This is a genomic window from Chryseobacterium sp. KACC 21268 (assembly GCA_028736075.1).
Classification (GTDB): Bacteria; Bacteroidota; Bacteroidia; order Flavobacteriales; family Weeksellaceae; genus Epilithonimonas.
The window spans coordinates 265,888-279,093 of record CP117875.1 but is presented as its reverse complement, the minus strand read 5'-3'; the positions used below and the strand labels follow the sequence as shown (position 1 = coordinate 279,093).

The 13,206-nt window shown below is 38.5% G+C and carries 10 protein-coding genes; 2 read left to right on the top strand and 8 right to left on the bottom strand.

Annotation, left to right across the window (positions count from 1 at the left end):
* Positions 1-9 precede the first annotated feature (9 nt).
* From PQ459_01380 to PQ459_01355, 6 genes are all read right to left on the bottom strand, one after another.
* Entirely contained in the window at positions 10-414 is a 405-nt protein-coding gene (locus tag PQ459_01380) for a hypothetical protein (GenBank protein WDF47145.1), read from the bottom strand.
* A 5-nt stretch (positions 415-419) separates the two neighbouring features.
* The gene (locus tag PQ459_01375) at positions 420-863 is read right to left on the bottom strand and encodes an ABC transporter permease (protein WDF47144.1); all 444 of its coding nucleotides are present in this window, start codon (positions 861-863) and stop codon (positions 420-422) included.
* A gap of 144 nt (positions 864-1,007) precedes the next feature.
* Positions 1,008-1,439, bottom strand: coding sequence for a hypothetical protein (locus PQ459_01370; GenBank protein ID WDF47143.1), 432 nt, complete (start codon positions 1,437-1,439; stop codon positions 1,008-1,010).
* Positions 1,439-2,578, bottom strand: coding sequence for a beta-ketoacyl-ACP synthase III (locus tag PQ459_01365; protein ID WDF47142.1), 1,140 nt, complete (start codon positions 2,576-2,578; stop codon positions 1,439-1,441). The genes PQ459_01370 and PQ459_01365 overlap by 1 nt, the downstream gene beginning before the upstream one ends.
* A gap of 3 nt (positions 2,579-2,581) precedes the next feature.
* Positions 2,582-3,493 (bottom strand): dialkylresorcinol condensing enzyme DarA, encoded by a 912-nt coding sequence (locus tag PQ459_01360; protein WDF47141.1) that lies wholly within the window; start codon positions 3,491-3,493, stop codon positions 2,582-2,584.
* Between the two features lie 40 nt (positions 3,494-3,533).
* Positions 3,534-7,187, bottom strand: coding sequence for an MMPL family transporter (locus tag PQ459_01355; GenBank protein WDF47140.1), 3,654 nt, complete (start codon positions 7,185-7,187; stop codon positions 3,534-3,536).
* Positions 7,188-7,451: 264 nt separating this feature from the next.
* On the opposite strand from PQ459_01355, the gene topA reads away from it, so the two are divergent.
* Entirely contained in the window at positions 7,452-10,022 is a 2,571-nt protein-coding gene (gene topA / locus PQ459_01350; protein ID WDF47139.1) for a type I DNA topoisomerase, read from the top strand.
* A gap of 415 nt (positions 10,023-10,437) precedes the next feature.
* Here the strand turns inward: topA and PQ459_01345 are convergent, their stop codons facing one another.
* Positions 10,438-11,031, bottom strand: a complete 594-nt coding sequence (locus PQ459_01345; GenBank protein WDF47138.1) for a hypothetical protein — start codon at positions 11,029-11,031, stop codon at positions 10,438-10,440.
* A 339-nt stretch (positions 11,032-11,370) separates the two neighbouring features.
* Positions 11,371-11,850: a hypothetical protein gene (locus PQ459_01340; protein ID WDF47137.1), complete on the bottom strand. Its 480-nt coding sequence runs from the start codon at positions 11,848-11,850 to the stop codon at positions 11,371-11,373.
* A gap of 209 nt (positions 11,851-12,059) precedes the next feature.
* Here PQ459_01340 and PQ459_01335 point away from each other — a divergent pair, with 209 nt between their 5' ends.
* The gene (locus tag PQ459_01335; protein ID WDF47136.1) at positions 12,060-13,154 is read left to right on the top strand and encodes a glycoside hydrolase family protein; all 1,095 of its coding nucleotides are present in this window, start codon (positions 12,060-12,062) and stop codon (positions 13,152-13,154) included.
* The last annotated feature ends 52 nt before the right edge of the window (positions 13,155-13,206 follow it).

Here is a 13,206-nt window from a genome sequence, read left to right as displayed (position 1 = left end):
CTAAAAGGTTTATTTACCATTGAAGTTTTTTAATTCATCTACTGAAATTCCGAACGTGTCGGCATATTTTTTCAAAGTAGAATCGCTGAGTTTCTTAAATATATTCGGTTTTGCGTGTCGTTTGACTGTCCATTGCCACTTTCCCACATAAGCTGCAAGAACCTGCAAATCCATTTTGTTGAGTTCCATAAAATAGATGATGGGGCTCAAGATATTTTTGGCGACATTTTGTTTGGCTTCTTCAATTCTTTCGTTAATGAGCGCCATCGATTCATCTAAGGCTGCTTTTTTGGCTTCCCATCCGATGCTTTGCGCAGTGGTGTAGTTGTTATTTTCATCAGTTACATATAACATTTCGGTCATATTTGCTGACTGTAAATTACTTTGGTCTTGTGGAATGTCTTGTTTTTTCATTGGTTTTAATTTTTCAATTCCTGAATAAACAAATTGATTTCTGCTCGGATGAGTAATTTGTCATTAATGAATGTCTCGCAGAAAATGTTGCAAATGTTCTCGTACTGAGAAATCAGAGAAGCTTTGGAAATAATATTGTCGCCCACTTTTGGCAACGCAAAAATCTCTATTTTTTTGATATTGGTGATAAAACCGATGACTTTGGTTTCCACATCCGGACCTTTGAAAAAACTTTGTCCAAGAATCGATGAACAGGTTTGCGCCACATTTTCTATCAATCCAGCTTCAACAAATTCATTATTTAAAACAAAAATATTATCAGTCTTGATTTCAAAAGAAGTGATGACGGTTTCAGGCGTCAATTCCAAAATGTAATCCGCCATCAGCATTGGTTTGCGATGGGGAAGAAAATTGTGGATGTTGATTAAGTTGTCGGCCTTCAGTTCCATATTTTATTTTAACCACAAAAGTCACAAAAGCTTTTGCTATTTTTTATCTTTAAAAAGTTCAAAAAAGATAATCGTTTTAAAACTGTCTTTTTTGAACTTAGACTAATTAATTTTTTCTTTTGTGACTTTTGTGGTTTATTTTTTTTATTTCACAACAGTTTTCATCTGCGATTTTGCAATTACGGTTTCATTGATTTTCGTTACGATTTCAACCAGAGTGACGCCCATCATTTCGTTTAGGATTGTCGCTTCAGAAATCAATTGGTCGCCTACTTTCGGTAAGCTGTCAACTTCAACAGATTTGATGGCGCCAATGTAACCAGTCGGCGATTCCTTACCCAAAAGAAAATATTTGTAACCCGTATGCAAAGCCACAGTCTGAGCTTGATGTTCTATCAAACCTGAAGCCTGGAAAATGCCTTCGCTCACAAAAATATTATCTTCTTTAATTGTAAATCCAGAAACCACGTGATTCTCCGAATAGTCGGAAACTTCGCCAACCATTACAAAAGGAAATCGTTGTGGAATCAGACTTTCTACAAAATCTTTGTCGGAATTTGGTAAGTTGGTTTCCATTAGCAAACCGTCAATAGTGCACAAGAGTAAGCGAATCTTCCACTTTCTGGAACGCAAAGAAGGATTTTTTCACCTTTCTTCAATTTGCCAGAATTCATCAATTGTTCAACAGCGATGAAGATAGAACCGGCACCGATATTCCCAACTTCGGAAAGATTGTAGAACCATTTTTCCCAAGGGAAATCCAATCCAACATTGGCGAATTCCTCCTTCAATCCATCTTTGAAGTAACCAGAAGAGATGTGCGCCAAAACGTGGTCCACAGTTTCCGGGTCCAACTGATGTTTGTCGAAAGATGTTCTCAAACTTTCTGCACCTTTTACCAAAATATATTTGTCAAGGATTTTTGTGTCTTGCTTCAAAGCGAAAATCGATTGGTTCAACCATTCTTCCGCTGGATATTCTGCCCAGGATTTCAGGCTTCCGTCTTCCTGTTTTTCGCAACCGGAGTACATACAAGCTTCGATTTCGTGCGCATAAGAGTAGAAATCAATCCATTCGATTCTCAAAGACGTTTCGTTTTCTCTTGGTTTGTTTTCCAACAAGAATGCGCCAGCGCCGTCAGACAACATCCATCTTAGGAATTCTCTTTTGAAGGCTACGATTGGTCTTTCTTCCAAAAGTTTCAAATTTTCTGCCTCGTGGTTGAACTTGTCCGCCGTCATCCAAGAAGAAAATCTTTCGGAACCTACGCAAACTGCGTTGTTTTTCACATCTGCTTTTACGGATAGGAAACCGTAGTTCAAAGCGTTCATTCCGGAGTTGCAAAGTCCCATAGACGTGTTGATTTCCACAGATTTTCCAATGTTCAACTCACCGTGAACCATTGAGGCGTGCGACGGCTGGATTTGGTCAGCAGAAGTCGTTCCGCAAGACAAAAGTTCCATATCTTCTTTTGTGAATTTGTCATCAAACAAACCTTCAATCGCTTTTGCCGTGATTTCTGCGTTGGAATGTGTCGGTTTGGAGTTGGTGTCTAAAGCGTAATATCTTGTTTTGATTTGATTGTTTCTCAAAATCAATGCTCTGGCTTTGGATGGTTTATCGTTTACCAATCCTAAGTAGTTTTCCATTTCGTCGTTAGAAATCGGGTCATTTGGTAAGTACGTGGAGGACTTGGTGATATATACGTTACTCATTATTTATTTTAAATTTATTCCTTGTAAATATTCTCTTTGTTTCTTTCTTTTGAACCACAAAATAGGCGTCAATAGGATGTGTGGCACCAATACGATTGGCGAAATCACCCAGATTGCTGTCATCAAATATACCTTAAAGAATTTAATCAGCAAAGGGCGTTTTTCTTTTTTCTTGATAATCAGATTACTCCAAACAGTGAAAATTTTATTGCCAACTTTCTCTACCCGAACCAGAAAAGGACGGATTTCCACCGCGCCATTTTTCACTAAATCGGGCTGAAGATTGGCAAAATCGCCTTTGTCCAAATATCCTTTGATGATTTCGCCATATTTCCCTGCACCATTGATTTCCTCGTCTGAAACGCCGGCGGAAGGCAACATTCCAGATTTTTCTTTTTGTCCAGTGGTCATCCATCGCAAAATGGTAAGAACGCTGGTGTAATTGTCGTGTCTATCGACCAATGCGATGTTTCCAACCAATTTGGCGTTCATATTCTTCAAATAGACTTTCAATTTTTCCTGGGAAAGCATCCACATATTTCGCGTTCCGGAGATGGTAACGATTGGCGTGTCTTTCATAATCTGCTCGGCAAATCCACTTTTCAAAAATGAAATGATTGGGATTGACGGCGTGAGATACCAAACCTGATAAGCGAACAAAATCAAATCGAATTTGGTGTTCAAAACCTCATCGTAAGGCGGATAGATTTCGCTTGGGATTTGAAGGTAAGATTCTGGGAAAGTGTTGAAAAAAACATCACTTGGCCAAGGGAAAGGAAAATCCTTTTTGAGTCGGATGTTGTAGTAGATGACGTTGTAATCTGCATTGTTCTCAAACGGATGGGCGATATTTTTTGCAATATCTTCCAATTGTCCGGTTTGAGAATAGTATATGACAAGTATGTTTTTCTGCATTAATAACTAATATGTAACAAAAATAAGATTAATAATTTTATTATTTTCGTCTTAGTACCATAATTGATGCCGAACTGTGTATTAAATTATAATTAATGGACTCGGGAAACGCATTTTTCCCATTGATGAAAATCACCGTTTTCGGTAGGTCCTGAATCTCAGAAAGATTGAAAGAATCGTCGGAAATCAGCAACACGTCGATTTCTTTTTCGAGGTTTGAAATTCCATTGATGTAATTCAGTTTTCTACGTTTTACCAGATAATTATTCTCTGCGATTTGTCTTTTTTCTTCGTTTTTGATGAACGTGAAAATTTTTCTGCTCGCTTGTTGCAAAGTCAATAGAATGTCTTTTTGCCCGTAGTCATCAGCAATGTGAAGGATTGTGGCGTCTTTCGGAATGTATTTATTTAATTCAAAATAGACCGATTTGTTTTCATTGAAATCAGCTTTCACAGCCTTCACAACTTCCGTTTCTTTGTAAAGGAAACTCAGGAATAGTTTCTTTTTGAAATAATCTTCGTCCTCAATTTCGTTTCGAAGTTTAGCAAATTCATTTCGGAAATCAACATTGATATTTTTAGCTCGTTCTTTGTAAGTTGTTCCGAAGGTCAAATCATCCTTGCTGATTCTGTCGCCAACTTTCACCGTAATACTTCCATCATAAATAATGAAATCGCCTTTCGGTAAAACCTCAGAATTCCCGTGAATGTAAATCGGCAAAATGTCTAAACTAAATTCTTCGGACAAATAAAATGCACCCTTGTGAAAACGTTTGATGTCATTGGTATAAGACCTTTCAGCTTCCGGAAAAACAACAAGCGAATAACCTTGGTCAATCTTTTCTTTCAATTTTTCCTTCCCATTTTCGATGCCTTGCGAAACCGGGAAAAAGCCCAACGCTTTCACGAGTTTTCCGAAAATAGGCGAATCATAGACCCAATCGTTCACGAGATAAACGATTTTGTGCGTTGTCATTCCAATCGCCAAAGTATCGAGGAACGACGTGTGATTTGCAATGATAATCGCTGGCTTGCTGAAATCTTCATTCGGATTTGAAATGACTTTTTTCTTCACAAATGGATTTCCGTAAAGCACCGATTTCATAAACTTGGCCAAAATCAATTTGATGATATCCAAAGTTTTCCCTTTCGCATTTTTCACGAAAACACTTCCAAGCGCAGAGAACATCAATCCGCCTAAACCATAATAAATAAACAGAATCACGGAATGAAAAAACAGTCTGAGCGTAATCGGCGACAAGCCTTTTTTCTGTCTGTTGATAATTAAAAACCTGAACCAAAACGGATATAAAGTTGAGGTAATGATAATCACAGAAAGCATTCCAATCAAAGCGACTAAGGCTAAAGAATGCAATGCGGGATGTTTTGCGAAAATTAAAGAACCGATAGATAAAATCGTGGTGAAGACTGCCAAAATAATCGAAATTCTGTACGTCGGAAGTTCATTTTTTCCTGTCGTATGTTCTTTCTGCATTGCTTTCGTGAGGAAAATACTGAAGTCATCACCAACCCCGAAAACCAATGTGCAGACAACAGTACTGAAAATATTGAGTTCTAATCCTAAGAAATATAAAATTCCCGCCGTCACAACGCCTGTTAAAACAATCGGAAACATCGTCAGTAAAGTCAGTTCAAAATTTCTGAAGAAAACGATAATGGTCAGGAGAATTGCCAACAGAGAGTAATTAATCAAGGTATTAAAATCTCTTTTCAGCAATCCCAAAAAGTTCTCATTCATCTGCTGACGGTCGATTGCGATGGCGTCGTGTTTCTTTTCAATGTCTTTGATGAAGGCATCTCTTTTCTTTTCGTCTACTTTTACCACATTCGAAACGGTGTAAAAACCATTTTCCTGACTTAGAAATTCTGAGATTTGAAGCGCTTTTATTTTTTCGTAATCTTTGAGACTTAAAGTAGGATAGGTTTTATTTAAATTTTCACTGAACTGGTCAAAAGCCGAACTGTTGAAACCGAATTTGTTCCCATTCGAAACCAATTCAGAAATTGTGGAGTTCTTCTTATTCGCGTTCCAGAAATTTTGCCAGATTGCTACTTTTTTCTGCTGGTCTTCTTTAGATAAAACAACGTTTCCAAGCGAATTGTAGCTTAAGATTTTGCCATCCTTCTTTTCTTTTTCTAAAAATGTACTTAAGTCTGAATTTCTGGCGAGAGCTTCTTCCTCCGAGTTTCCGTAAGAAATCGTATAGATGGATTTTGAGGTGATATCTGACAGTTTTTCAAGTTTCGCCTCACTGATTTTTAATTCTTTCGGAATGTAATTTAAGTCGCCAATATCTTCATTGAAACCCACGTGACGGAAGCCAAACAAACACGCAATAATCACAAGCGAACAGCCGATAATCAACGGCTTGTTTTTTTCGTAAGGATAATGCCCGATTTTATCGATGAAGTTGCTGTTTAATGTATCTGTTTTTTCTTTCGGCTGATACAGTTGTGGGACAATTATCAAAGCTGAAACAGAAGAAAATAGAACCGTAATCGATGCGAAAAGTCCCAAATCTTTTAAAGCTTCCGAACGCACAAAAACCAAACATAAAAATGAAACTGCCGTAGTCGCACTACTCAGAATAATCGGTTGGGTGATTTCTTTGTAAAGCTCTTCAATATTGTTGTTGTGCTTGTAATGCGTGAGAATGTGAAGCGCATAGTCAATCGTAATTCCAATTAAAATAGCACCAACGCTTAAGGAAATGGCTGAAATTTTATCTTTAATAAAATACAAAACCATCAACGCCAATAAAACAGAGAATAAAGTCGGCAGGAAAACGATAATCGGAGTGAAAAAATTTCGGAAATAATAAATCAACAAAATCAGTAAAACCGTCATCGAAATAATGACCGTGTTTTGAATATCTTTCTTGATTTGCTGGGCATTGGCAACCGCAATCACTGGCGAACCAAAATAACTCAGTTCAGTTTTTCCTTTAAATTCTTTGTTGAGGTTGTCTTTGATTTCGTTTAACTGATTGACAAATGTTTCGTTGTTTTTAGTATCGTTGCTCTTGTTTTTCGGTTCAATAAAAAGGAGGAGGTTTTTTCCGTCTTTGGTAACAACGTAATTGTCTTCAAGCTTAAAATCTTTGCTGATGTTTAAAGCATTCAGTTTTTTAATTCCGAGAAAAGTAATTCCCAAAGGGTCTTTTTTAATGAAATCTTTCGTGACCAAACTTGTTGGCGAAACCAAAGAAACATAATTGTTCTCGACCTGTTTCGCAATGCTGTCTTTGTTGAGTTTTCTTTCAATTTCTCTATAATCATTTTCATCTAAAAACAACGGGAGATTCTGATTGACAAAATCAAACGTTTCGGAAATCTCATTATCATTCACTTTTCCCTGAACGGAACCGATGTATTTCTCTAAAGGTTTTGTTTTTTCTAAAAATGAATCAGCCGTTTCGGATAACTGGAAATTGTCGTCTTTCGATTTCTTTTCGATAATGACGATGATTTTGTCAGAGAAATTAAGTTGTTTAAGAACTTTCGCCGTCAAATCAGATTTTTCACTTTTCGGGATAATCTGATTGATATCTTCTTCAAAATTGATTTTCGATGCGAAAAACAAACACAGAAAAGCAATTCCCATCGCAACGGCAACGGAAAGGATTCTGTTTCTGGCAATCAGATAATATAAATGAATGAAAAAGCGATGCATTTTTGAATTTGGTTCAGATGTATTTCTACGGCTTGGAAATGGTTAAAGTTTTTGTGCTTTCGAACTTATTCATTTTCAAGGACTAAAATCGAAATATTTATAAATTTTAGTCTGCGAAATTAGTAAAAAAGTTAAGAGTTTGAAAGTCAAAACCAGACTAATTTTTGTGGAAAATCAATAATATATATAAGGTATAGACAGGAGAAATAATTGTTAAAATGATTAATTACAAAAAAACGCCTACTTTTGCAAAAATTTTTCAGGATGCCAAAAAACTTAGTGATTGTCGAATCTCCGGCAAAAGCAAAAACAATTCAGAAATATTTAGGTTCAGATTTCGAGGTCAAATCCAGCTTCGGACACATCCGCGATCTGCCTAAAAAAGGAATGGGAATCGACTTGTCGAATTTCACGCCCGACTATGAAGTGTCTGCTGATAAGAAGAAATTGGTCGCAGAACTGAAAGCCTCTGTGAAAAAAGCCGATATGGTTTGGCTTGCTTCCGATGAGGACCGCGAAGGTGAAGCGATTGCCTGGCATTTGGCAGACGAACTAAAACTTAAACCTGAAAATAGAAAAAGAATCGTTTTCCACGAGATCACCAAAAATGCGATCTTGAAGGCAATCGATAATCCAAGGGATATTGACCAGAATTTGGTCAATGCACAACAAGCAAGACGCGTTCTGGATAGAATCGTAGGTTTCGAAATGTCACCAGTTCTCTGGAAAAAAGTAAAAACCGGACTTTCTGCAGGACGTGTGCAATCCGTTGCTGTAAGATTGGTAGTTGAAAGAGAAAAAGAGATCCGTGAGTTTACCCCAAAACCAAGTTTCAAACTGGAAGGGATTTTCCTTAATAATGCGCAGCAGGAGATCTTGGCGAAATTGAAAAAAGATTTCGAGAAAGAATCCGATGCAGAGAACTTCCTGAATTTGGCCAAAACCGCAGACTTCAAAGTTCTGAATGTAGAGACCAAACCTGGAACCAGAACAGCTTCTGCACCGTTCACGACTTCCACTTTGCAACAGGAAGCTTCTTCTAGATTGGGTTACAACGTGACGTCCACAATGCGTTTGGCGCAGAGACTTTACGAGGAAGGATTTATCACATATATGAGAACGGATTCCGTGAATCTTTCTCAGGAAGCCATCAATGGTGCGAAAGCTCAGATCATCTCAGAATACGGTGAGAATTATTCCAAACCAAGAAATTACACCACAAAATCATCTTCTGCACAGGAAGCCCACGAGGCGATCCGCCCGACAGATTTCGCTTTGAAATCCATTGGTGATGCACAGTTGAACAAATTATACCAATTGATCTACAGACGAACTTTGGCTTCTCAAATGGAGAATGCTAAAATCGAGAAAACTGTGATCGAAATTGGAAACGCCAAGTTGCCACAACATTTCGAAGCGCAAGGTGAGGTCATCATTTTCGATGGTTTCCTTAAGGCTTATGGCATTGTGAAAACGGAGGACGAAGACGACGAAAGCAACGAAAAATTGTTACCAAAAGTTTCCGTTGGCGAAGCTTTAGACTATAAAAAAATTACCGCGACAGAAAAATTCACGAGACCATCCGCAAGATTTACGGAAGCTGGTTTGGTGAAAAAACTGGAAGAGTTAGGCATCGGTCGTCCATCGACTTATGCGCCAACCATTCAGACCATTCAGAATCGTGAGTATGTAGATAAGAGAGAACTTGAGCCACAAACGAGAGAGATCGTGAAAATGACATTGGGGAAATCTGGTGTCAAAAAAGAGGTGCTTCAGGAGAAATTTGGTGGTGATAAGAATAAATTCATCCCAACAGATATTGGTGAAGTTGTGAATGATTTCCTGACCAATAATTTTGCGGAAATCCTGGATTACGGTTTCACAGCGAAAGTGGAGGAGAGCTTTGACCACATTGCAAGCGGCGACCAGAAGTGGAAGGAGATGATGACGGATTTCTATTCCAAATTCCATCCAAGGATCGAAGATGTAGAGGAAAATGCAGACCGCGCAAATGGCGAAAGGATTTTAGGTGTTGACCCGAAATCCGGTAAAAATGTTCACGCAAGAATCGGAAGATTCGGACCGATGATCCAGATCGGTGAACAGGATGACGAGGAGAAACCGATTTTTGCCTCATTGATGGCGCATCAGAATATCGCAACGATCACTTTGGAAGACGCTTTGGAAGTATTCAGACTGCCTTTCGACTTGAAAGAAGTGGACGGACAACCTGTTGCTGTTGGTGTTGGAAGATTCGGACCGTATGTGAAATGGGGCGAGACCTACATCAGCATTCCGAAAGGTGAGGACCCGCTTTCCGTGGATCAAAACCGTGCGGAGGAAATCATCAGCGAAAAGAAAGTGGCAGACGCGCCAATCGCAAGCTACAAAGGTGAACCAGTGACGAAAGGAACCGGAAGATTCGGACCATTTATCAAATATCAAAGTATCTTCATCAACGTTCCGAAACGCTATAACTTCGATAATCTGTCCCAAAGCGACATCAATGAACTCATCGATGCGAAACTGGAGAAAGAGGCCAACCGATACATCCAACATTGGGAAGCAGAAAAGATCTCCATCGAGAATGCTAGATGGGGACCGATCGTGAAACACGGCAAGAACATCCACAAGATCCCGAAAAAGAAAGACGACACCAAGTACGAAGCAGACGAACTAAAAGACGTTTCCTTGGATGAGGTGAAAAAATGGATCACGGCGCAAGACCCAAAAGCCTTCGCCGAGAAAAAGAAACCTGCAGCCAAAAAGCCAGCCACCAAAAAAGCAACCACAGCGAAGAAAGCACCGGCAAAGAAACCTGCTGCTAAGAAATAAGAGTTTTTAAACGTAAAATATTAAACCCCTTTTGATGATTTTCAAGAGGGGTTTTTGTTTTATTATTAATTGGAGATACGAGCGTGACGCTCGCACCAGCGTGGGGCATTGTTTCGAATCTCAAAATCACTTAGGAAATTATCAGGAAAATAAGAATCGGTACTCCAAACGAACGGACTTTCATCAGTTATTCTAATCCACGAATGTATATCGATTTCGCTTGAACTTGTTAATTTTACGAATTCACGATATTTCAGTTTTTGTTCATCACTTAATTCATCAAAATGATACATATCTTTAATTCTAAATTCTTTATTTTCATCTAATTTATTTAAATAAATCCATAATTTCCAATTTTACGCTGGCTTTGGTCTGTTTATAAAGATACTAGCGAGATTCTCAAATAGCAGGAATTTTATTTATGAATTGATATTTCAATATTTGAGTAAACGAAATTAACTTTATTAATTGTAGCTTTAATTTTCCCTTTATTAGATTCCAAAATAATAGTTTCACCAACTTTTTTATTCTCAAAGTTTTGATTTAAATTGTTTCCATAGCTTACATTCAGAAAGCAGCCATAATTTACAGAAACATCTTTTAGCCCAATAATTAAGTCTAAGTCTTTATTAATATAACTTTCAGATTTATTTATAATGATATTTTCTAAATTGTCTTTTTCAGAGATATTTATTTTTGTAGAATCATTTCTTGAAAGAATTGTTTTTTCATATTGTGATTTATAAAATAATGTGGGATTGTCTGATTTAGAATTCCATTCTTCAAAATCTTTTAATTCAGATTTAAATTTTAGATTTTCTTCTTCAAGATATTCAATTCGTGCTTGATATTGGCTAATTGTTGCTTGTTTTGTTTCAATTTGACTTTTGTAATTGTCAATTTTACTTTCTTCAAATGTGAATTTATAAAATGCCCAAGTCACACCGATTATTAATATTGTATAGCCAATTATACTTTTTGTTGGATTTGTTTCGAACCAATTTGACATATTTTTTTATAAAATTTCTGTTAAAATCCAAATATACGTATTGCCTCAATATAAAGTATAAGAAATAGTGTTTATCTAGAAAATATAAAATTTTAATCCACTCCACCCAAAAATACTCACAAACCACCCTTTCACCCTCGCCTGCCAGCCTTTTGATTCAAAAACCATCCTTTTTGCCTGGATTTCCACCCTTTTTGGCTTGTTGGCGAGCCTTTTAGGTTGGTTGTTGAGTCTTTTTGTATGAAAAACCACCCTTTTTGACTGGTTGATGAGCCTAAAAGGGTGGTTTGCGTAATGTTTGTTGATGTTTTACTCCCTTTAGGGTCGGGGGAAAAAAAATTACTTGTTTTCGGGCGCTGGTTTGTTTCCCTTTCTTGTAAATCGTTTGCTGAGGTCTTCGTAGATTGGTTTTGCAGTGGCAATGCCTTTGTCGGAAGCTTCTCTTACGGTTCCGTAGTAGAGAAGGGCAGCTAGCAGAGCTTCGCTGCCAGCCAGCATAATGGTGTCTCCAAGATCGGACGCCAATTGATTGGACAGATTCCGAAGTGGTGAAAGATCAGTGACTACGGCAACATCCTTCAGGAACTCCGCTTTGTCCATATAGCTTGGGGCAAACTCGGGATTGATCTCGGTGTAGTCTTTTACTTTCTGCACAGTGGCTACCGTTTTGTCTCCCATTTTGAAGATTGTTTCCTTTTCTTCTGCCGTCAATCCTTGCAAATACGGCGCAAGGAGCGTTCTGCATTCTTGTAATTTTTCTGTTACTTCTGCAATCACGGTTTGAGGGATTGCGATGCTGATCTGGTTTTTTGTACTCATCGTTTGTGAATTTAATTGGTTAAGGCTTTGAAATTAAAAAATTAAAATAGACAATGGATTTACAAAAGTTAATTTATGGACGATCTAATGGTTTTTTGTAATAAATATCTTAAAATCAAAACATTAAATTGTAGATGACTTGATGCAAAGCCGAAACCGCAGGACACTTCCCACAAGCATTTCCATTAATTTAGCTGAAAATCAAATCAATGAAGCCGTCAAAAAACATCACCCGCAAAGACTTTTTACAGACCTCAGCCTTAGGCGTTGCAGCCGTGGTCTTTGGAACATCCTTCACCAAGACATTTGATTTTTCCGAGAAGCCTTACTTTAATCTGAAACCTATCGGGCGACAATTTTCTCTCGAAGGTTACTACATCTGGTGCAGTTCCCCGATTTGGGGCGACGATGGGAAGGTCCACCTTTTCTACTCCCGATGGAAGAAGGAAAAAGGAATGGGCGGTTGGCTCAACGGTTCCGAGATTTGCCGTGCAGAGGCCAATTCACCTTTCGAAAAATTTGAGCACAAGCAAGTCATTCTCACGCCAGGAGGTGGCGACTTTTGGGACGCAACGACTTGCCACAATCCATTGATCAAAAAAGTAGACGACCAATATTTACTCTTCTTTATGGGCAATTCTAATGGGAAAACCAATACCAAAAGAATCGGATTGGCAACTTGCAAAACCCTCGATGGGGATTGGACAAGACCAGAACAACCCTTGATTCTTCCCGGGAAAGAAGGCGCCTGGGACGACCATTGTACCACCAATCCTGCTTTCGTGAAGGGTAACGACGGCCAATACTGGGTGTTCTACAAATCCTGGAACACCGCCGAATATGTCAACCAAAAAGGAAGCGTCCGAGGCAACCGAAAATACGGCTTGGCCAAATCAGATTCGCCACTGGGACCTTACACCAAAGTCTCAGAAAATCCCGTCATCGACTTTTCCAATATGCCCAACAATGCCCAACTGGAAGACGCGTTCATCTGGAAACAGAACGGCCAATTCCATATGGTGGCGCGCGATATGGGATTCTACAACCACGAGTACGGCCTGCATCTCACCACCAAAAACGGCATCCAATGGACAAAACCAGAAATTGCTTATTTGGAAATGAAACATTACATCACGGAACCCACACCGCCAAAAAACCTCAATCGGTTCGGAAGGCTGGAGCGTCCAATGTTGCTGATGAGCAAAGATGGGAAAAAGCCTCAGTTTCTCCTCGGAGCCACACAAGGAGGAGCGTTTGAGACTTCTACCACTTTTGTCTTTGAGATTCTGAATACTAAAATCTAAATCATCAAAAGCTTTTAAAATTAAGAGGATTCGGTTTTGTGAAGAAACCGGG